Here is a 19,940-nt window from a genome sequence, read left to right on the forward strand (position 1 = left end):
AACGCGGCATAATCATTCGAATTTCCAGCCCGTCAGATTCGATCAGGTCGCGCACGATGGCCAAACGCATCATCCAACGCCTGTTTCCCAACCGTCATGCCGTCAAGGAACACAAGGCCTTGCGGTTTCTCGGCAATTGGCTGCACGACCCGAGTCTGTGGCATCTCAACCGGCGCTCGGTGGCCGGTGCGTTCGCGGTCGGCCTGTTCATGGCCTTCGTCCCCTTCCCCGCCCAGATGGTCGGCGCCGCGCTGCTGGCGGTCGCCTTTCGCGTCAATCTCGCGATCTCCGTCGCCCTGGTCTGGCTGACCAACCCCGTGACCATCCCCCCGATGTTTTATTTCGCCTACCTGGTCGGCAACTGGCTGCTTGGTGCGCCGGCCCATCATCCGGCCAATTTTCATTTGACGGCGGCCTGGTTCCAGGACGAGTTTAGCCGTATCTGGCGCCCCCTGCTCCTGGGCAGTTTCGTGGTCGGCAGCAGTCTTTCGGTATTGGGGTATTTCGGGATACGCCTATTCTGGCGGATGCACGTGGTGCGTCGCTGGCAGCAGCGTATGCGCCGTCACCGGGCGGAACACAAATCCTGAACGGCGCGCGCGCGCTCAGCCACCGCCGATCAGCACGCCGTCATCCAGCCTGAGCACGCGGTCCATGCGGCGCGTCAGCAGGGCGTCGTGGGTCACGATGACCAGGGCGGTTCCCAGTTCCTGGTTCAGCCTGAGCAGCAACTGATAGATCTGGTCGGCGTTCTTGCGATCCAGATTGCCGGTCGGCTCGTCCGCCAACACGGCCTTGGGCTCGGTGATCACGGCACGCGCGATGGCCACGCGTTGCCGCTCGCCGCCCGATAATTCAGCCGGTTTGTGCTTGATGCGCCCGAGCAAGCCGACGCGCTCCAGCAACATGCGGGCCCGCTGCGTGGCCTGCGCGGGATGTGCGCCGCGTATCAACAACGGCATGGCCACGTTTTCAAGCGCCGTGAACTCGGGCAGAAGATGGTGGAACTGATACACGAAGCCCAGGGCTTCGTTGCGCAGACGACCGCGCAGGTTGTCCGCCAGCCGCCCCATGTCGCGCCCACAGACGCTCACCTCGCCCTGGCTCGGCGTTTCCAGCCCGCCCAGCAGATGGAGGAGCGTACTCTTGCCGCTGCCGGAACTGCCGACTATGGCGAGCTTTTCACCCGGCATCACCGTGAGATCGATATTGCGCAGCACCTCGACCTGCAGGCCGTTGTCGCGGAAGGTTTTCCGCAAGCTGCGGCATTGCAGGACCGGCTCGCCGGTTTGCAGGTCGCTCAACACCTGAAACCGCCCCCTTCAGTCATAGCGCAAGGCCTCGGCCGGCTGGGTGCGCGCCGCGCGCCAGGCCGGATAGATCGTGGCCAGAATCGACAGCACGAAGGCAATGACGCCAATGTGCAGCACGTCTCGCCATTCCAGATGCGAGGGCAGCTGGCTGATGTAGTACACCTTCGGCGACAGAAACTGGACGTGAAAAAGTTTTTCGATCGCCGGCACGATGGTCTCGACGTTGAGAGAAAGCATGACACCGCCGAGAATACCGATCAGCACGCCGATGAAACCGATGATCGTCCCCTGGATCATGAAGATGCGCATCACGCGGCCGGGCGACAAACCCAGCGTGCGCAAAATGGCGATGTCCGACTGCTTGTCCGTCACCACCATGACCAGCGTGGAAACGATGTTGAACACACCGACCGCCACGATCAGGAACAGGATCACGAACATCACGGTCTTTTCGGTCTTGACGGCATGGAAGAAGTTGGCGTTTTCCTGAGTCCAGTCGCTCACCCAGTACTTGGAGCCGAGCTGCCGGCTCAGCGAAGCCGCGACCTGAGGCGCCGCCATCACGTGCTGGAGCTTCAGCCGCAGCCCGGTTACGCCGTTCAGACGGAACAGCCGCGACGCATCCTGCATGTCGATGAAGGCCATGCTCCGATCGTATTGATACATGCCCACCGAAAACACACCGACGACGGTAAAACGCCGGAAACGCGGCAGGATGCCTGCCGGCGTGACCGTGGTATCGGGCGTGATCACGGTGACATGGTCGCCCGGCCCAACGCCCAGGTAGGCCGCAAGATCGCGTCCCAGAACGATGCCGAACTGGCCCGGCTTGAGCGCGCTCAGGTGTCCCGATACCATGTGGCTGCCGACATCGGACACCTGCCCCTGCTGTGCGGGCACGATGCCCTGCAGCAGCACACCGCTGACCGCGCGCCCGGCTGTGACCATCGCCTCTCCCTGCACGTAAGGCGCGACCCCGGTCACGCCGGGCGCGCCGGCAACGCGCTTTTCGAGAGACGCCCAATCCCGCAGCCCACCCTCGAACGGCGAGATGGTGACGTCGGAAGCCATGCCGAGAATGCGCTGCTGCAATTCGCGCTCGAAGCCGTTCATGACCGACAGCACCGTGATCAGCGCGGTCACGCCGAGCGCGATACCGAGCATGGAGATCAGGGTAATGAAGGAAATGAAATGGTTGCGGCGCTTGGCGCGGGTATAGCGCAGCCCGACAAAGAGTTCGAGGGGATGAAACATGGCGGGATTAAACCACACCCGGACACGACAGTGGAACGGCTCCATGACTTCTCGCCATGCGAGGGCCGATGCTATAGTGCGGTCTATCGATCATGCTGGAGTTCGCCATGATGTCCCGCACGTTGTTGGTGCTGAGCCTGATGCTTGCCGGCGGTTACGCCGCACCGGCCATGGCCGAGGTGCTGATCATGCCCAACGGTCGCCCGGAAGCCGCGCGGCTGCCTGAACAACCTCACCGCGGCATGACGATGCGGCAGGTGCTTAAGCGATTCGGTCAGCCGATGGAGCGGCTGGCGCCGGTGGACCATCCGCCGATTACCCGCTGGGTCTATGCCCACTACACGGTTTATTTCGAGGATCATTACGTGATTCATACCGTGGTACACCCCGGCGCCCACCTGACGCCCTGAACGAAACGGCTTCCCGAGTCCACCGACCCCAAGCATCATCCATGTCCATACCTAACACGAGGCGGCTACCCGCAGAATGGGCGCCGCAGGATGCCGTCATGCTCACCTGGCCCCATCCGGGTACCGCGTGGGCGCCCCAGTTGGCCGCGGTTGAGCAGGTCTACACCGAACTGGCACAGGCGATCACCCGCCACGAATCCCTGCTGGTCGTCTGCCGCGACGAGGCGCACCGTGAAGGAATTGCGGGGCGCCTGAAGGCGCATGGCGTCGAACATGTCCGTTTCGCGCTGGCGCCCAGCAACGACACCTGGGCACGCGATCACGGACCGATCGGCGTTTACGAACGCGACCGACCGCGGCTGCTCGATTTCGTATTCAACGGCTGGGGCGGCAAGCACGCCTATGTACTCGACGATGCCATCAACGCGCACCTGGCCGAAGCCGGATGCTTTGCCGCCCCAATGGAGCATGTCGATTTCATTCTCGAAGGCGGCGCGATCGACAGCGATGGCGCGGGCAGCCTGCTGACCACGCGGCACTGCCTGATGACCCCGACTCGCAATGCGACACTCGACGAAGCCGCCATCGAAGCGCGGCTGCGTGCCCTGTTCGGCGTATCCCGGATACTTTGGCTCAGCCATGGCGAATTGGCGGGGGACGACACCGACGGTCACATCGATACCCTCGCCCGCTTCTGCGATCCCGGCACCATCGCCTACGCGAGCTGCGATGATCCCGACGACGAGCACTTCGCGGGCTTGGCGGCCATGGCCGAAGAACTGCGTGCGCTAAGGCAACCCAGCGGCGCCCCCTATCGACTGCTACCGCTACCGCTGCCGCGTGCCCACCATGACGCTACCGGCCAGAGACTGCCGGCCACCTATGCCAATTTCCTGATTATCAACGGCGCGGTCCTGGTGCCGACCTACGAGGACTCCAGCGCGGATGCGCGCGCACTGGGCACCCTGGCCGAAGCCTTCCCAGACCGCGAAATCATCGGCATCGGCTGTGTACCCCTGATCCAGCAGTACGGCAGCCTGCACTGCGTCACCATGCAACTCCCCGCCGGCAGCCTCGTCGGCATGGATTAAGGCCGGCGGCACCGCATTGCCGGCTCCATGGGCTATCTTCTCTGTGCCGCGACAGCGAACGCGGCTCGCCCATCCGACAGAGGAGTCCGCCATGCACATGAACGTCGGCAATATCGACCGGGCCCTGCGCGTCATCATCGGCCTCGCGCTCATCTCGCAGGTGTTCGTCGGCCTGCACACGCCCTGGGGCTGGATCGGCCTCATTCCCCTCGCCACCGGCGTGGTCGGCTGGTGCGGCCTGTACACCCTGCTCGGCATCCGTACCTGTCCGCTCGACAAACAAAGCTGACTAGAGTTTTGCCGCTCGCCGCGATCGGCCGCTGCAGATCGCGGCGAGCTATGGGAGAATGGCGCGCCATTGAGTCCTGATCGCGCGTAACCGATGCCCGAATCCCCCGCTGCCCCTCCTCTGCACGCTGCCGGCCTGATCGACCCCCTGCAACCGCTGATGCCCGGGTCGCCGGATGCGCCCGCCACCCTTTACAACCTGCAAGGCGCCGCCCTAGCGATGGCCGCCGCAGCGGCCGCGGCCGTCCACGACGGGCCGGCGATGCTCGTCGTGCCCGACACGCAATCCGCCTGGCAACTGGAGCAGACACTACGTTTCTTCCTGCCGCAGACGGTCGATGTGCTCCACCTGGAAGACTGGGAAACCCTACCCTACGACGTTTTCTCGCCGCACGACGACATCGTATCCCAGCGCCTGGGCGTTCTCAGCCGGCTGCCGAAGCTCAAGCGTGGCGTGCTGGTCGTGCCGATACAGACACTGATGCTGCGCCTGGCGCCGCAGGAATATGTTCAGGGGCACAGCCTGAGCTACGCCGAAGCTCAGCGTCTGGACGTGGACGATTTTCGCCAGGCCCTGGAGGCCGGCGGCTACCGCGCTGTCAACCAGGTGATGGCGCACGGCGAATTCGCAATACGCGGGGAGATACTCGACCTTTTCCCGATGGGCAGCCCGCACCCATACCGTCTCGACCTGTTCGACGACGAGATCGAAAGCATTCGCGACTTCGACCCGGAAACCCAGCGCTCCGGCGACCGGGTCTCGCGCATCGAACTCATGCCCGGGCACGAGTTCCCGCTGAGCGACGAAGGCATCAAGACCTTCAGACGCCGCTACCGCGAACGTTTTGAGGGCGATCCGCAAAACAGTGCCATCTACCGTGGCGTGAGTCAGGGCAACCCGCCCGGCGGGATCGAGTATTACCTGCCCTTGTTTTTCGAACGCACCGCCACGCTATTCGACTATCTTGCGGGACATACGCTGATTCTGCTCGCGGGCGATGTGTGGCCGGCGGCCGAACGCCAGCGCACGCTCGTCGCGGAACGGCACGAGCAGCGCCGGCACGATATCGAACGGCCCTTGCTCGATCCGGAGGAGCTGTATCTCGACATCGGGCAGCTGCGCGAGGCCATGGCCGCTCATCCCTGTCTCGAACTGCACAGGTCGGCTCTCGCGCGGCCGGACGCGGGTGCCGTCCGCGCCGACACCGAGGCACTGCCGCCGCTGCGCCTGGAGGCGCGCGCGACGGAGCCGGCCGCGGCATTGCAGCGTTTTCTGCGCGGACAGCCCGGCCGGGTACTGTTCACCGCCGAATCCGCCGGCCGCCGCGAGGCGCTGGCGGAACTGCTGCGCAGCCACGGCCTGCGCCCCAAGGTGGTCGATGGCTGGAGCGCTTTTCTCGAAGGCAATGACGCACTCGCGCTTTGCGTGGCGCCACTGGAAGCCGGCGTGCGCTTGCCAGGACGCGGGCTGACGCTGATCGACGAACAGGCTCTGTTCGGCCAGCGCGCGCAACAACACCGCCGCCGGCGTCGCCAGACCCGCGACGCGGATGCCGTGATCCGCAATCTGACCGACCTCAATCCGGGGGCACCCGTCGTGCACGAGGAACATGGGGTCGGTCGCTACCAGGGTCTGAGCCGGCTGAACGTCGGCGACATCGAGGCCGAATTCCTGGTACTCGAATACGCCGGCGGCGACCGGCTCTACGTGCCGGTGACGTCCCTGCATCTCATCAGTCGCTATACCGGCGCCAGCCCCGACGAGGCACCGCTGCACAAGCTCGGCGGCGATCAGTGGCAGCGTCTGCGCCGTCGTGCCGCCGAAAAGGCCTCCGATGCCGCCGCCGAACTGCTGGAAATCAACGCTCGCCGCGCCGCCCGGCAAGGGCAGTCCTTCGCGCTGAACGGCGAAGAGTATGCCGCCTTCGCGGGCGCTTTCCCATTCGAGGAAACGCCCGACCAGTACACGGCGATCGAAGCCGTACTGGCCGATCTGGCGGCGCCGAGACCGATGGACCGGGTGGTGTGTGGCGATGTCGGCTTCGGCAAGACGGAAGTGGCCATGCGCGCGGCCTTCGCGGTCGCCCACAACGGCTATCAGGTGGCGATTCTCGTACCGACCACCCTGCTCGCGGAACAGCACCTGAGCAATTTTCGCGATCGTTTCGCGGACTGGCCGTTCCGCATTGAATCGCTGTCCCGCTTCCGCAGCAAAAAGGATCAGGACTCGGTACTCGAGGCCTTGGCCGAGGGCACTGTGGATATCGTCATCGGCACCCACAAGCTGCTGGGGCCGGAGATCAGGTTCAAGCGTCTCGGACTCGCGATCATCGACGAGGAACACCGCTTCGGCGTACGCCACAAGGAGCGCCTCAAGCAGCTGCGTGCCGAGGTCGACCTGCTGACGCTGACCGCGACGCCGATACCGCGCACGCTGAACATGTCGTTGGCCGGCTTGCGCGATCTCTCGATCATCGCGACGCCACCCCCACGCCGGCATACCATCAAGACCTTCGTGCACGAATGGAGCGATACCCTGATCAGCGAGGCCTGCGCCCGCGAGCTGAGCCGTGGCGGCCAGGTTTACTTCCTGCACAATGAAGTAAAGAGCATCGAGCGCGCCGTGGTGCGTTTGCGCGCCTTGCTGCCCGAGGCCCGCATCGGCGTGGCTCACGGCCAGATGCGCGAACGCGAACTGGAACAGGTGATGCTCGACTTCTATCATCGGCGTTACGACGTACTTGTCTGTACCACCATCATCGAGAGCGGCATCGACGTCCCCAATGCCAACACCATCATCATCGACCGCGCCGACCGGCTGGGGCTTGCCCAGCTGCATCAGCTGCGCGGCCGCGTGGGGCGTTCGCACCACCGAGCCTATGCCTACCTCATCACGCCGCCTCCCAAGGCGATGACGGCCGACGCGACCAAGCGGCTCGAAGCGATCGAATCGCTAGGCGAGCTCGGCGTCGGCTTCAGCCTGGCGACCCACGATCTCGAGATCCGGGGGGCCGGCGAACTGCTGGGCGAAGATCAGAGCGGCCAGATCCAAGAGATCGGTTTCACGCTTTACAACGAACTGCTGGAACGTGCAGTAATCGCGCTCAAGGCGGGCAAGCTGCCTGAGCTCGAACGCCCGCTCGATCATGGCGCCGAAGTCGACCTCGCCGCACCCGCCCTGCTGCCGGACGATTACGTCAGCGACGTGCACACACGTCTTATTCTTTACAAACGCATTGCCAGCGCGGGCAACGAGAACGAACTGCGCGAACTTCAGGTCGAATTGATCGACCGGTTCGGGCTGCTGCCCGGGCCGGCAAAAACGCTGTTCGAAATGACTCGCCTCAAGCTGAGCCTGGCAACGCTGGGCGTACGCAAGTTGGAGGCGGGCCCGCAGGGCCTGCGCCTGATATTCTCCGAACAGACCGTGATCGATCCCGCGCGCCTGATCGCACTGCTGCAATCGGATCCGCAGCGCTACCGGCTGGACGGCCAGTTCAAGCTGCGCGTACAGCAGGAATTGCCCGGCGTGGCGGAAAGAATCGACGCGATCGACGCCTTGGTCGAGCGTCTAGGCGAGGCCGTCACGCGACATTAACCACGGAGTTTCCATGAACAAAGCCGCCCGCCCCACCCTGTTCGCCGTCGCCCTGCTGGTCTGGGCCGGGCTCGTGTCGGTGCCGGCCTTTGCCGCTGACGGCACGACCCAGAACCGCTATCGGGTCGAAATGATCCTATTCGCGATCGATGATCCCGACAATTTCACCCAGGAACAGTGGCCGCAGGATCTGCCCGCCCCCGATACGCAGCACGCGCTCGCGCTGTTTGCCGGCCAGGACGCACCGGGCTTCAAGGTGCTGCCGAGCACCGACTACCGGCTGGACAAGGCTGCGCAGCGGTTGCAGGCGAGCGGACGTTATACGGTCCTCGCGCATGTGGCCTGGGAGCAGCCCGGCTTGCCGATGAACCAGGCGGTGCCCATCACCATCACGGCGGGCCGTGATTACGCGCCCTTGTATCCGACGCTGACCGCGCCGCGCTACGTCACCCAGGGCGGACGGTCGATCGAGGTACCCGGGCAGCAGCATCTCTACCGGCTGTCCGGCACCGTCAAGATCGTGCTCAGTCGCTACCTTCACCTGTACACCGATATGATCCTCCAGGTTCCCAGCCAGCCCCTGGTCGGTCCCGACGGGCAAACGCGCTGGGTCGAGGATACCGCCGTGATCGACAAGCCGTCCGCACAGCCTGCTTCCGGCGGCACCTTGACCGGCGTGCACATCGTCGAACACCGCCGTACCCGGAGCCGCGTGCTCAACTACGTCGACCAGCCTCTGCTCGGAATTCTGTTCGAGATCTGGCCCATAGGCGATAGCCGCTAAATATCGACTCTAATGTCAATTATTACTATATAATTATATCTTGCTGTATATAAAAGATATTTTTTGGCGATAACGGGGGAGGGCTGGATGCACGATTACCCACTACCGGGCGACATTCGGGAATCCCATCACCGCCAGGGCGACGATCTGCTCACCGCCGGCTTGGGCCTGGCCGGTCTACGACAGGCGCGCAAGCCGGCGGTCGACGATCCATCCCGCCCCACGCCTCGCGAATTACGCCGGCGCGCGATACATGCCAGCTGGCGATCGAGTGCGGACCTGGATCCGGACGGGGGTTTCGGCAGCGTTTACGGGACGGTTCCAGATATCCCCGGCCGGGAATACCACGCCTTTGCCAGCCTGCCCGGCGCACGCGCCTGTCATCGCGTGCTGCTGCAGGCGCCGGACCACTTCGACCATAAACGGCGCTGCCTGGTTGTCACCGCCTCGCCCGGTTCACGCGGGATCTACGGCGGAATCGCGCTCGCCGGCGCCTGGGCCTTGCCACGCGGATGCGCCGTTGTCTACACCGACAAAGGCGCGGGCAGCGGCTACTTCGATGCCAAAAGCGGCACCGGCGTCCGTCTCGACGGTACCCGCGCGATCGCCGGCGAAGCGGCACTCGAATTCGCCCCTACTGTGGACGGAACGGATGCGGGCATCGCCATCAAGCATGCGCATTCGGGCGACAATCCAGAGGCCCGATGGGGCGACCACGTGCTGCAGGCCATGGATTTCGGTCTCGCAATGCTTGATCGCGCCTATCCCGACGCAGCGCCGTTCACCCCGGCAAACACCCGCATCATCGCCACGGGCCTGTCCAACGGCGCCTCGGCCGTGCTGCGCGCCGCCGGCGCCGATGTGCGTCAGGCATTCGATGCAGTGGTGGCGGCGGCGCCCAACGTCCTGGTGGCGGACGGCGGCCGCGCCTTTTACGATTACACCTGCGAAATCGCCCTGTGGCTGGGCAGCGCCCTCGGCTCGCCATCGTTGATCGAAGTCGCGAAGGCCCGCCATGGCAATAACCTGCCGGATGACCTCGCCTGGAGCGAAACGCTGGCGGATGCCGGCCATCTATCCTCCGCCTCGCCCGAGGCGCGATCGCAAGAGGCGCTGGAACGTCTGCTCGCGGCCGGTTGGCCCCCCGCCGCGCTGCAGGCGGCGCTGCTCACCGGGGATATCGAAACCTGGCGCGGGGCGGGTGCCGCCTATGCCGGCGCTTATCTGCGTTGCCCGGCCGGCGGCTTGCCGGGCGACGAACGTTTCGAAGCGCTGGTGCCCGATGCGCAGGGCCGCCTGCACTCGGGCGGGGCGGCCCTGCGCGCCAGCTGGTGGCCGGACGCCCCCGGATTACCGCCCAGCCTGGGTGTGGTGCCCACTAGCCTGGTCGCCGGGCAACCGTTGATCGAATCCGTTCTGCGCTTGCAGGCCCTGGCAACCGGTGACGATGCCGATGCCTGCGCGCTACGTAACGGTATCGACGCCACTGCGGCTGCGCTACCGCATGCGGACCTGCCCCTGTGGATCGTTCATGGCGAAGACGACGGGCTCATTCCTCCGGCCTTCAGCAGCCTGCCCTACCATGCCTGGCTGCACGCGCACGGGCGCCACCCGATCTGCTGGCACGTGCCACACGTGCAGCATTTCGACGCCTTGCTCGGCTGGCCGGCATTGGCGGCGCGTTATCTGCCTCTGCTGCCGTATGCCTACGCGGCGCTGGACGCGGCATGGATGCATCTCGAAGCCGGCCAGACACACGCGGACGACAAAGCGGCGCCCATCAGGCTGCCGTCGCGCCCACGCGCCGGCGCGCCGCTTTCGCCCACCCATCTCGGGCTGGTCGCGCCGCCGGCAACCTGAACGGCCGGCACGCTCACTCTTCCGATGCCCTGCGCGCCGCCTGGTCGCGCGCGCGCAGATCTTCCAGGCGGGCACGAATTTTGGCTTCCAGGCCTCGCGTGCTCGGTTCGTAATAATGTTCTTCCGCCATGCCGTCGGGGAAATAGCGCTCGCCGGCGGCGTAGGCATCCTCCTCGTCGTGCGCGTAGCGATAATCCTTGCCGTAATCGAGGGAACGCATCAGGCCGGTCGGGGCATTGCGCAGATGCAGCGGCACCTCCAGCGTGCCATGGGCCCGCACCGAAGCCATGGCGGCCTTGTAGGCGGTATACACCGCATTGCTCTTGGGCACCGCGGCGAGATACACCACCGTGTGGGCCAGCGCCAGCTCCCCCTCCGGGCTGCCCAGGCGCTCATAGGCGTCCCAGGCTGCACGCGCCATTTCCAGCGCGCGCGGGTCCGCGTTGCCGATATCCTCGCTCGCCATGCGCAGCAAGCGTCGCGCAATGTACAGAGGATCGCAGCCGCCATCGATCATGCGGCAGAACCAATACAAGGCGGCATCCGGACTCGATCCTCTGATCGACTTGTGAAGCGCGGAAATCTGATCGTAAAAATACTCGCCGCCCTTGTCGAAGCGACGTAGCGACTGGCTCGCCGCCTCGCGCACCACGTCTTCGTCGATGCAGCCCCGCCTTGCCGCGTCGCCCGCCAGATCCGCCGCGAGTTCGAGCAGATTGAGCGCACGACGCGCATCGCCGTCCGCGGCGGCGACGAGCATCGCAAGGGCTTCGTCGGCGATCACGAGCCCCTGCCCGCCCAGCCCTCGCTGCGTGTCGTCCAGTGCCTGGCGCAGCACATCGCCGATATCCTCGGCATCGAGCGCCCGCAGCACATAGGTGCGAACCCGGGACAGCAAGGCGTTGTTCAGTTCGAAGGAAGGATTTTCCGTCGTCGCGCCCACGAAGAAAACGGTGCCGTCTTCAACATGCGGCAAAAAGGCATCTTGCTGAGCCTTGTTGAAACGGTGGACCTCGTCGACGAACAACACGGTCGCGCGCTGCGAAGCCACGCGTGCGGCACGTGCCTGTGACACGGCCTCGCGTATGTCCTTGACCCCCGAAAGCACCGCCGAAAGACTCAGGAACTGCGCATCGCCCTGGCGCGCCAGCAGGCGCGCCAGTGTGGTCTTGCCCGTGCCCGGCGGCCCCCAGAGCACCATCGAGTGCAAGCGACCTTCGGCGATCGCCCGCCACAACGGCTTGCCGGGCGCCAGCAAGTGCCGCTGTCCGATGAACGACCCAAGATCGACCGGGCGCATGCGGTCTGCCAGCGGCCGGTGGTCCGCGAATGCATTGTCGAGCAGATCCGCCATCGATTCGCTGACGCTACATGCCGTCGACGACATCCACGCCGGGCGGCGCGGAGAAACTGAAATCGGACGCCGGCAATGCAGGATTGAGTGCGATGTGCGTCAGCTGGATCACGGTGCGGTGACCGAACTGATCGTAGAGCACCATCTGGCGAACCAGACCGGCACTCAAGCCCAGCAGGATGCGATCGAATTGCGCGTTCCGTTGTTGTTTCGGTATCAGTTCCACCCAGTCGAGGCCTTCGCGGGCGCCATCATCGCTCAGTTTGAAGGATTCGCTCAGGGGCGTGCCGCCGCCGAGCAATGCAATCGGGGCCTGGCCGAGCTTCTTGGCAACCGGACTGACCGTGGCCTGCGCCAGGTCCTTGTCGTATATCCACATCTTCTTGCCGTCGGAGACGATCTGCTGCTCGTGCGGCTTGGCGTAGGTCCAGTTGAAACGGTCCGGACGGGCCAGTTCGAACGTACCCGAGGTGGTGCGCAACAACGGTCCCTGCGTTTCATAGACACGCTGCACGAACTGCCCCTTGAGGCTGTGTGCCTGCTGGAAGAAGTGCTCCAGTTGCGCGATGGCATCGGCATGGGCCGGCAAGCCGCAGAGCAACCCGCAAGACAATAGCATCAGCCGCAGAAAACGAGGCAACATGGTCAAAGGCTCCAGTGGGATGATTGGGAAGTCGACAGGCCGGCGCTCATCTTAACCGCGCCGGGCGCTGTCGGGGAGAGCCGGTCGGTTCAGGCTTCCGGCGGGGGCGCGGCAATGACTTCCCGGTTGCCGTTGGACTGCACCGGGCTGACGATGCCTGCTGCCTCCATATCCTCGATCATGCGCGCGGCGCGGTTGTAGCCGATCTTCAAGCGACGCTGCACATAGGAGATCGAAGCCTTGCGCGACTCGGTGACAATGGCGACGGCCTGATCGTAAAGGGCGTCGGTTTCACGCCCTTCGTCGCCACCCTGCTCCAGACCGGGAATGCCGTCGCCGGGCAATGGGTCGTTGACGATGGACTCGATGTAATCCGGACGTCCGCTGCGCTTGAGCGCCTCAACGACCCGATGCACCTCCTGATCGGCCACGAAGGCGCCATGTATGCGGTCCGGCAGTGCGCGGCCGGGCGGCAGATAGAGCATGTCGCCATAGCCGAGCAGCTGCTCCGCCCCCATCTGGTCGAGGATGGTCCGCGAGTCGATGCGCGATGAGACCTGGAATGCGATGCGGGTCGGGATGTTCGCCTTGATCAGGCCTGTGATCACGTCGACCGAGGGACGCTGGGTAGCCAGAATCAGATGGATACCAGCCGCACGCGCCTTTTGCGCGAGACGAGCGATCAGTTCTTCCACCTTCTTGCCAACCACCATCATCATGTCGGCGAATTCGTCCACTACCACGACGATGTAGGGCAGTGTTTCGAGGGTGGGTGTCGGAGCTTCCGGATCGAACGCGGCGGCGGCATTATAAAGTGGATCGGCAAGCGGCTGTCCCTGGTCGATCGCGTCCTGAACCTTGCGATTGAATCCGGCCAGATTGCGCACGCCGAGCATGGACATCAGCTTGTATCGGCGCTCCATCTCGGCCACGCACCAGCGCAATGCGTTGGCCGCGTCCTTCATGTCGGTGACCACCGGCGTGAGCAGGTGCGGAATATCGTCGTAAACGCTCAGTTCCAGCATCTTCGGATCGATCAGGATCATGCGCACGTCCCGCGCGCTCGCCTTGTACAGCAGGCTGAGCAGCATGGCGTTGACGGCCACGGACTTGCCGGAACCGGTGGTGCCGGCCACCAGCAGGTGCGGCATGCGCGCAAGATCGGCCACCACCGGGATACCTGCGATATCCTTGCCGAGCGCCAGCGTCAGATGAGACTTGGAGTCGTCGTAGGCCTTGGAACGCAGCATTTCGGAAAGTGCGACCACTTCCCGGTGCTCGTTGGGAATCTCCAGTCCGATCACCGACTTGCCGGGGATGACCTCGACGATGCGCACGCTTACCACCGCCAGCGCGCGCGCCAGATCCTTGGCGAGATTGGTGATGCGGCTCACCTTGATGCCGGCAGCCGGCTGCAATTCGAAGCGCGTGATCACCGGACCGGGATGCACCGCGACCACAGCAACCTCGATGCCGAAATCGGCCAATTTGAGCTCGACCAGCCGCGACATCGCTGCCAGCGCCTCCTCCGAGTACCCGGCATCCGACGCCTGCGGCGGGTCGAGCAGCGACAGCGAGGGCAGCCCGCCTTCGGCGGCCGCATCGAAGAGCTGTATCTGGCGTTCGCGCTCGACGCGTGCACTGATCTGGGGTTTGACCAGCTTCGGCTCGATCTTGGGCTTGGGCAATTGCGCCCGCTTCACCGTTTTCACCTTGACGGCGGTTTCGCGCGTCTGCCGCGCCCGATTCGCTTCGCGGCGCTCGCGCCAGACCGCAAGTCTGCGACTGATGGCCCGCCCGATGGCGACCGCCAGCCGGCCGGTCAGATCCATCAGGCGCAGCCACGACAGCCCGGTGGACAACGTCACGCCCGCCAGGAAGACGCCCAGCAGCATGAGGGTGGAACCCAGCCCGCCCACCACCGGCACTAGGCGCCCGCTGACCAGGTCGCCCAGCACCCCCCCTGCATCCAGCGGCAGGTAGCCCGGCGCGAAGTGCTCGGAGGCAAGGCCGCAGCCCGAAGTCACCGTGACGGCGAAGCCCAGCCAACGCAAGGCGAAAGCCGCCGGATCGAATTCGCCGTCGCTCGGGCGGCCTCTGAACACCAGATAGCCGCTGTAGATCACCATCAGCGGCGCGAGATAGGCCATATAGCCGAAAAAATAGAGGAAGAAATCGGCGAACCAGGCCCCTGCTCGACCGGCCAGATTCGCCACTGGCCGCCCCGTACCGGTCTGCGACCAACCGGGGTCTCCAGCATGGTAGCTGAGCAGCGCGAGCAACAGGTACAGACCGGCCGCTCCGAACACGAACAGCGCCCCCTCGCGCAGCCCGCGTGCGCGGCTGACATTGAGTGCGCGCAGCCAGCTGCGCCTCGAAGTGGAGGAATCGACCAAGAACTTTATACCCTGAATGAAATATCCTTTCTATGAGTTTGATAGATCGGACATTTTATTTCAAATCCGCGTCAGACGACGTAGCAGCGCACTGCGCGCCTCCCAATCTGACACGTTTTGCCGATGCGGGTGGTTTCAAGCTACCATCCGCGCGATTGAAAGCCGAGGTGATCGCCCCCACCTTTGATGACCCGGCCCACCCACTCGACCACGCAAGGATTATACATGAGCGATCCTCGTCACAGCCGTCTGCTGATCCTGGGTTCCGGACCGGCCGGCTACACCGCGGCGGTCTACGCCGCACGCGCCAATCTGCAGCCGCTGCTGATCACCGGCCTCGAACAGGGTGGTCAGCTGATGACCACGACCGACGTCGACAACTGGCCCGGCGACGACGAAGGCGTCCAGGGTCCGGATCTCATGGAACGCATGCGCAAGCACGCCGAGCGCTTCGGCACCGAATGCGTGTTCGACCACATCCATACCGTGAAGCTGGAGCAACGCCCCTTCACCCTGATCGGCGATTCCGGCACCTATACCTGCGACGCGCTGATCATCGCCACCGGCGCCTCGGCCAAATATCTTGGCTTGCCCTCCGAGGACAGCTTCAAGGGCAAGGGCGTGTCCGCTTGCGCCACCTGCGACGGCTTCTTCTATCGCAACCAGAAGGTTGCCGTCGTCGGCGGCGGCAATACCGCGGTCGAAGAGGCGCTGTATCTGTCCAACATCGCCGCCGAGGTCACCCTGATCCACCGCCGCGACAGCCTGCGTGCCGAGAAGATCATGCAGGAGCACCTGTTCGAGAAGGCCCGCAGCGGCAACGTCCGGCTGCTCTGGCACCGCGAAATCGACGAAGTGCTCGGCGACGACAGCGGCGTGACTGGGCTGCGCCTGCGGCACACCGAGGACGGCAGCCACGAAGACATCGCCGTCATGGGCGTGTTCATCGCCATTGGCCATCAACCGAACACGAGCCTGTTCGAAGGACAGCTCAACATGAACAATGGCTATATCCGCGTCAAATCCGGACTCGACGGCGAGGCGACGGCCACCAGCGTGCCCGGCGTGTTCGCCGCCGGCGACGTCATGGATCACGTCTACCGGCAGGCGATCACCTCCGCTGGTACCGGGTGCATGGCGGCGCTCGATGCTGAACGCTATCTGGATCGGCTGGCGCATCGCAATACGGAAGACTGAGGACCGGCAGACCCGGCGGGAGTCGCGCGCGTGGCGCTTGAGGTCAGCATTCATCAGGGACTGGGGGAGATCGCCCCCGAAGCCTGGGATGCACTGGGCGGCGCGCGCGACCCCTTTCTGAGCCACGCCTTCCTGCACGCACTCGAAAACACCGAATGCCTGCAGCCCTACGGCTGGCACCCTCATCACCTGCTCGTCCATGACGACGGGCGCCTGGTCGCGGCCACCCCGCTGTACGCCAAAACTAATTCCTACGGCGAGTTCGTCTTCGACTGGTCTTGGGCCGGCGCCTACGAACGCAACGGTCTGTCCTATTACCCCAAACTGGTCGCCGCCGTCCCCTACACCCCGGCAACGGGAAGGCGGCTGCTGATCGCTCCCGACGCCCCGCAACCCGAAGCCCTAGTCGACCTCATGATCGAGCAGACGATCGAGTTCGCCCGGCGCAATGGCCTGTCGGGCGCGCACTGGCTTTTCACGCAGGAGGACGAAACCGAACGCCTGCAACACCATGGTCTGATGCGCCGGCTCGGCTGCCAGTACCACTGGGAAAACCGCGGCTACGGCAGCTTCGACGACTTCGTCGGCACGTTCAGTTCGCGCAAGCGCAAGAAGGTTAACCGCGAACGGCGACGGGTATCCGAGCAGGGCGTCACGCTGCATGTGCTGCACGGCGACGAAGTGGACGAAACGCTGATCGCAACCTTCCACGATTTTTACCTGAACACCTTCGAACGGCACATGGGCGTGCCGACGCTGACCCTCGATTTCTTCCGCAAGATCGCACATTCGCTGGGACGTCGCTTCGTGCTGGTCATGGCCAGACGTGGGGGCGAATGGATTGCTGGCGCGGTGAACTTTCGCGGCGACGACACCCTGTATGGACGCTACTGGGGCTGCCGGGAAACGATCGAGGATCTGCATTTCGAGGCCTGCTATTACCAGGGGATCGATTACTGTATTGCCGAGGGCCTGCAGCGTTTCGAACCCGGCGCGCAGGGCGAGCACAAGATCGCGCGCGGTTTCCTGCCGACCCGCACCTGGTCGGCTCACTGGATCGCCGATGCCGGTTTCAGACCTCATCTCGAGGCCTTCTGCCGCCGCGAAGAAACCGCCATGAGTCGCGAGTGCGAATCACTGATGAGCCTCTCGCCGTATCGTGTAGACGCGGATCCCACGGCATGAGTGAACTGGCCTGGCTGAATCCGGCCGATCCCGAACAGCCCTTTCCGCCGCTGGAGGCCGCCCTGAAGGAGCCCGACGGGCTGCTCGCAGCCGGTGGCGGGCTTGAACCTTCGCGCTTGCTCAGCGCCTATCGCCAGGGGATATTCCCTTGGTACGAAACCGGCCAGCCGATCCTATGGTGGTCGCCTGATCCGCGCGCGGTGCTGTTTCTGAATGAATTCAAGCTTCACCGCAGCCTGCGCAAAGCCTTGCGCAACAAAGGTTTCTCGGTCGACCTCGATACCGATTTCGCAGCGGTCGTGGGCGCGTGCGCGGCACCTCGCGGCGACACCCGCGGCACTTGGATCACTCGTGAGATGCAACGCGCATATATTCGGCTGCATACGCTCGGGCACGCGCACTCGGTCGAGGTTCGTGATGCGCAAGGCGTGCTCGTCGGAGGACTGTACGGCGTCGCCATCGGGCGTGTGTTTTTCGGCGAATCGATGTTCAGCCGGGTCAACGACGCCTCCAAAATCGCCTTGACCACCCTCGCCTGCCAGCTGGATGCCTGGGGATTTCCCCTGATCGATTGTCAGCAGGATACCGCCCATCTCGCGCGCTTCGGCGCGCGCCCAATAGCGCGTCGCGCATTTGCGCGGTTGCTCGACGCCTATTGCGGCCAGCCTGGCCCGGGACGCTGGGTGTTGGACGAGCAGCTACATGCGGATGTCTGGCAGCCCGGCATGGGGCGAGACATGGATACGGGCGGGCCACGCGGCGGAATCGCGTCACGGTCGGACAAGCCCGCGGGCACGGATCGCCCCGGCGGCTAGAGCAGCGGCATTAAGGCCTCAAGCATGCGGGCGACATCGCGCATGCCGATGTCCAGATTCTGCCCCACCTCTTCCATGGTGATTTCACCCGTGCCGCGCCCGGCCGCCCAGTTGGCCACCACCGCGCAGGTCGCATAACTCAGACCGAGCTCGCGTGCGAGTCCCGCCTCCGGCATGCCGGTCATGCCGACAAGATCGCAGCCATCGCGCGCCATGCGGTCGATCTCGGCAGTGGATTCCAGGCGGGGACCCTGGGTGGCGCCATAGGTGCCGCGATCCACATGCCCAATCCCGGCCGCCGCGCACGCGGCAATCATGGCGTGGCGCAGTTCGAGGCTGTAGGGTTCCGTGAAATCCACGTGCGTGACCTGCTTGAGGCTGCCCTCATAAAAGGTATGCGCGCGGGACCAGGTGTAATCGATGATCTGGTCTGGAATCACCAGACAAGCCGGTTTCATCCGCTCGGTGATGCCGCCGACCGCAGCAACGGCAATCACCTGCTCGACACCGATGTGGTGCAGTGCCCAGAGATTGGCACGGTAATTCACCTGGTGAGGCGGGATGGTGTGACCGGGTCCGTGACGCGGGAGGAAGGCCACCTCGCGCCCGAACAGATGTCCATGGGTTACCGGGCCGGAAGGTTCGCCGTAGGGCGTGTGAATCACCTCTCGGCGGGCGATCTCGAGACTGCCGAGCCTGGTCAGGCCGGTGCCGCCGATGATGGCGATCGCGCTCATGCCAAATGCTCGGCTTCGGCCACGGCATAGATGCCGGGCGCATTGCGCAGAAATTCGTGATAGTCGAGTCCGTAGCCGAACACGTAGCGGTCGGCCACCGCGAGGCCGGCGAAGTCGGCCTTGATGTCTCGAAACTTGCGATCATGCTGCTTGTCGACGAGCACGGCCGTGCCCACGCTCTGGGCACCCGCCGCGCGGCAGCTCTCGATGACCGCGTGCAGGGTGTGTCCTTCGTCGAGAATGTCGTCGATGACCAGGACATGGCGACCATCGAGCGGAATCTTGGGATGCACCCGCCATTGCACGTCGTGCCCCTGGGTGCCGCTTCGATAGCGTGTCGCATGCAGGTAATCGACCTGCAGGGGGAAGTTAAGACGGGTCAGCAGCTGGCCGGCAAACACGAATCCGCCCGTCATCACCACCAGCAGCAAGGGGTTCAGTGAGCCATAGGCCTGGCTCACCGAAGCCGCCAGCGCGTCGATCGCCCGCTCCACCTCCTCGGCGCTGTGCAGGCAGTCGGCTTCGCGCAAAACGCGGGCCGCGTCGTCGGGACCCGGCCCAACGGACGGCACGGTCCGTTCATCGGAGTGAGTGCCGCCCATCGTCGTCTCCTTAGTAGGTGAAGGTGACGGTGTCGTCGTCCATCGCCTCGCTGATCACGTAGGCGCCGCCGACGGTTTCCTCGATCTCCGGGATCAGGTCGTTGCCCCACAGATCCAGGGTCGGGGTGCAAACCTTGAAGGACACACCGGCCTCGTGAGCGTCCTTGATGAAATCGTAGACCGACTTCTCGCTGCCTTCCTGAACGAACAGCTTTTCCGCAACGCCGGTCTTGGCCAGCTCGCCGGCACGGGCGGTCAGGATCACTTCAACTTCGTATTCCATCGCCGCGGCCACCGTGGCCTGGAAGAAGGGCGCACCCAGCTCAGAGGGATTGGCGGGATCGGTGTTCACCATCACGATCAACAGCTTGTCAGCCATGGGATCACTCCATAGTGCATCGAAAGGAGGCGGC

At 64.6% G+C, this 19,940-nt stretch carries 18 protein-coding genes; 10 read left to right on the plus strand and 8 right to left on the minus strand.

Annotated elements, in window-relative coordinates:
- Nucleotides 1-56: 56 nt before the first annotated feature.
- Nucleotides 57-590, plus strand: coding sequence for a DUF2062 domain-containing protein (locus THPRO_RS02990; protein ID WP_038086583.1), 534 nt, complete (start codon nucleotides 57-59; stop codon nucleotides 588-590).
- A gap of 15 nt (nucleotides 591-605) precedes the next feature.
- On the opposite strand, the gene lolD is transcribed toward THPRO_RS02990, so the two are convergent.
- Nucleotides 606-1,295, minus strand: coding sequence for a lipoprotein-releasing ABC transporter ATP-binding protein LolD (gene lolD / locus THPRO_RS02995; RefSeq protein WP_038086934.1), 690 nt, complete (start codon nucleotides 1,293-1,295; stop codon nucleotides 606-608).
- A 27-nt stretch (nucleotides 1,296-1,322) separates the two neighbouring features.
- Nucleotides 1,323-2,567: a lipoprotein-releasing ABC transporter permease subunit gene (locus THPRO_RS03000; RefSeq protein WP_038086586.1), complete on the minus strand. Its 1,245-nt coding sequence runs from the start codon at nucleotides 2,565-2,567 to the stop codon at nucleotides 1,323-1,325.
- A gap of 107 nt (nucleotides 2,568-2,674) precedes the next feature.
- Here THPRO_RS03000 and THPRO_RS03005 point away from each other — a divergent pair, with 107 nt between their 5' ends.
- The 6 genes from THPRO_RS03005 (at nucleotide 2,675) to THPRO_RS03030 (ending at nucleotide 10,598) form a co-directional block, all read left to right on the plus strand.
- Nucleotides 2,675-2,977, plus strand: coding sequence for a hypothetical protein (locus THPRO_RS03005; RefSeq protein ID WP_082954420.1), 303 nt, complete (start codon nucleotides 2,675-2,677; stop codon nucleotides 2,975-2,977).
- Between the two features lie 41 nt (nucleotides 2,978-3,018).
- Nucleotides 3,019-4,068 (plus strand): agmatine deiminase family protein, encoded by a 1,050-nt coding sequence (locus THPRO_RS03010; protein ID WP_038086588.1) that lies wholly within the window; start codon nucleotides 3,019-3,021, stop codon nucleotides 4,066-4,068.
- A 91-nt stretch (nucleotides 4,069-4,159) separates the two neighbouring features.
- The gene (locus THPRO_RS03015; protein WP_038086590.1) at nucleotides 4,160-4,357 is read left to right on the plus strand and encodes a YgaP family membrane protein; all 198 of its coding nucleotides are present in this window, start codon (nucleotides 4,160-4,162) and stop codon (nucleotides 4,355-4,357) included.
- Between the two features lie 93 nt (nucleotides 4,358-4,450).
- Entirely contained in the window at nucleotides 4,451-7,954 is a 3,504-nt protein-coding gene (gene mfd, locus THPRO_RS03020; RefSeq protein ID WP_065089187.1) for a transcription-repair coupling factor, read from the plus strand.
- Between the two features lie 13 nt (nucleotides 7,955-7,967).
- On the plus strand, nucleotides 7,968-8,738 hold the full coding sequence (locus THPRO_RS03025) for a CsiV family protein (protein WP_038086592.1): 771 nt from the start codon (nucleotides 7,968-7,970) through the stop codon (nucleotides 8,736-8,738).
- An 87-nt stretch (nucleotides 8,739-8,825) separates the two neighbouring features.
- On the plus strand, nucleotides 8,826-10,598 hold the full coding sequence (locus THPRO_RS03030) for a 3-hydroxybutyrate oligomer hydrolase family protein (RefSeq protein WP_065089188.1): 1,773 nt from the start codon (nucleotides 8,826-8,828) through the stop codon (nucleotides 10,596-10,598).
- 13 nt (nucleotides 10,599-10,611) lie between these two features.
- On the opposite strand, the gene THPRO_RS03035 is transcribed toward THPRO_RS03030, so the two are convergent.
- The 3 genes from THPRO_RS03035 to THPRO_RS03045 all read right to left on the minus strand — a co-directional run bounded on the left by THPRO_RS03035 (nucleotide 10,612) and on the right by THPRO_RS03045 (nucleotide 14,991).
- A complete protein-coding gene (locus tag THPRO_RS03035) occupies nucleotides 10,612-11,952 on the minus strand; it encodes a replication-associated recombination protein A (RefSeq protein WP_038086594.1) in 1,341 nt (446 codons plus the stop codon).
- 13 nt (nucleotides 11,953-11,965) lie between these two features.
- Nucleotides 11,966-12,595 carry an outer membrane lipoprotein chaperone LolA gene (gene lolA, locus THPRO_RS03040; RefSeq protein WP_052064007.1) on the minus strand — a complete coding sequence of 210 codons (630 nt, stop codon included), beginning with the start codon at nucleotides 12,593-12,595 and terminating at the stop codon, nucleotides 11,966-11,968.
- 89 nt (nucleotides 12,596-12,684) lie between these two features.
- Complete coding sequence (locus tag THPRO_RS03045; RefSeq protein ID WP_052064008.1) at nucleotides 12,685-14,991, minus strand: DNA translocase FtsK; 2,307 nt, start codon at nucleotides 14,989-14,991, stop codon at nucleotides 12,685-12,687.
- 225 nt (nucleotides 14,992-15,216) lie between these two features.
- Between THPRO_RS03045 and trxB the strand changes: the two genes are divergently transcribed.
- Genes trxB through aat form a run of 3 tightly spaced genes read left to right on the plus strand, consistent with a single transcriptional unit; the run spans nucleotide 15,217 to nucleotide 18,188 of the window.
- Nucleotides 15,217-16,188, plus strand: coding sequence for a thioredoxin-disulfide reductase (trxB, locus tag THPRO_RS03050; RefSeq protein WP_065089189.1), 972 nt, complete (start codon nucleotides 15,217-15,219; stop codon nucleotides 16,186-16,188).
- Between the two features lie 30 nt (nucleotides 16,189-16,218).
- The gene (locus tag THPRO_RS03055; RefSeq protein ID WP_038086597.1) at nucleotides 16,219-17,373 is read left to right on the plus strand and encodes a GNAT family N-acetyltransferase; all 1,155 of its coding nucleotides are present in this window, start codon (nucleotides 16,219-16,221) and stop codon (nucleotides 17,371-17,373) included.
- A complete protein-coding gene (gene aat, locus THPRO_RS03060) occupies nucleotides 17,370-18,188 on the plus strand; it encodes a leucyl/phenylalanyl-tRNA--protein transferase (RefSeq protein ID WP_065089190.1) in 819 nt (272 codons plus the stop codon). Before THPRO_RS03055 ends, aat begins: the two co-directional genes overlap by 4 nt.
- On the opposite strand, the gene THPRO_RS03065 is transcribed toward aat, so the two are convergent.
- From THPRO_RS03065 to THPRO_RS03075, 3 genes are read right to left on the minus strand one after another with little or no spacing between them, the layout of a single operon-like run.
- A complete protein-coding gene (locus THPRO_RS03065; protein ID WP_065089191.1) occupies nucleotides 18,185-18,925 on the minus strand; it encodes an S-methyl-5'-thioinosine phosphorylase in 741 nt (246 codons plus the stop codon). The genes aat and THPRO_RS03065 overlap by 4 nt on opposite strands.
- Nucleotides 18,922-19,527 carry a hypoxanthine-guanine phosphoribosyltransferase gene (locus tag THPRO_RS03070; protein ID WP_082954392.1) on the minus strand — a complete coding sequence of 202 codons (606 nt, stop codon included), beginning with the start codon at nucleotides 19,525-19,527 and terminating at the stop codon, nucleotides 18,922-18,924. The genes THPRO_RS03065 and THPRO_RS03070 overlap by 4 nt, the downstream gene beginning before the upstream one ends.
- Before the next feature lie 10 nt (nucleotides 19,528-19,537).
- Nucleotides 19,538-19,906 (minus strand): DsrE/DsrF/DrsH-like family protein, encoded by a 369-nt coding sequence (locus tag THPRO_RS03075; protein WP_038086600.1) that lies wholly within the window; start codon nucleotides 19,904-19,906, stop codon nucleotides 19,538-19,540.
- Nucleotides 19,907-19,940 lie beyond the last annotated feature (34 nt).

The organism is Acidihalobacter prosperus, assembly GCF_000754095.2.
GTDB classification, from domain to species: Bacteria; Pseudomonadota; Gammaproteobacteria; order DSM-5130; family Acidihalobacteraceae; genus Acidihalobacter; species Acidihalobacter prosperus.

Coding starts and splice junctions, on each gene's coding strand:
- THPRO_RS03030 (WP_065089188.1), top strand. CDS start 8,826: ATGCACGATTACCCACTACCGGGCGACATTCGGGAATCCCATCACCGC.
- THPRO_RS03070 (WP_082954392.1), bottom strand. CDS start 19,527: ATGGGCGGCACTCACTCCGATGAACGGACCGTGCCGTCCGTTGGGCCG.
- THPRO_RS02990 (WP_038086583.1), top strand. CDS start 57: ATGGCCAAACGCATCATCCAACGCCTGTTTCCCAACCGTCATGCCGTC.
- THPRO_RS03005 (WP_082954420.1), top strand. CDS start 2,675: ATGATGTCCCGCACGTTGTTGGTGCTGAGCCTGATGCTTGCCGGCGGT.
- trxB (WP_065089189.1), top strand. CDS start 15,217: ATGAGCGATCCTCGTCACAGCCGTCTGCTGATCCTGGGTTCCGGACCG.
- lolA (WP_052064007.1), bottom strand. CDS start 12,595: ATGTTGCCTCGTTTTCTGCGGCTGATGCTATTGTCTTGCGGGTTGCTC.
- THPRO_RS03065 (WP_065089191.1), bottom strand. CDS start 18,925: ATGAGCGCGATCGCCATCATCGGCGGCACCGGCCTGACCAGGCTCGGC.
- THPRO_RS03075 (WP_038086600.1), bottom strand. CDS start 19,906: ATGGCTGACAAGCTGTTGATCGTGATGGTGAACACCGATCCCGCCAAT.
- mfd (WP_065089187.1), top strand. CDS start 4,451: ATGCCCGAATCCCCCGCTGCCCCTCCTCTGCACGCTGCCGGCCTGATC.
- aat (WP_065089190.1), top strand. CDS start 17,370: ATGAGTGAACTGGCCTGGCTGAATCCGGCCGATCCCGAACAGCCCTTT.
- THPRO_RS03035 (WP_038086594.1), bottom strand. CDS start 11,952: ATGGCGGATCTGCTCGACAATGCATTCGCGGACCACCGGCCGCTGGCA.
- THPRO_RS03000 (WP_038086586.1), bottom strand. CDS start 2,567: ATGTTTCATCCCCTCGAACTCTTTGTCGGGCTGCGCTATACCCGCGCC.
- THPRO_RS03015 (WP_038086590.1), top strand. CDS start 4,160: ATGCACATGAACGTCGGCAATATCGACCGGGCCCTGCGCGTCATCATC.
- THPRO_RS03025 (WP_038086592.1), top strand. CDS start 7,968: ATGAACAAAGCCGCCCGCCCCACCCTGTTCGCCGTCGCCCTGCTGGTC.
- THPRO_RS03010 (WP_038086588.1), top strand. CDS start 3,019: ATGTCCATACCTAACACGAGGCGGCTACCCGCAGAATGGGCGCCGCAG.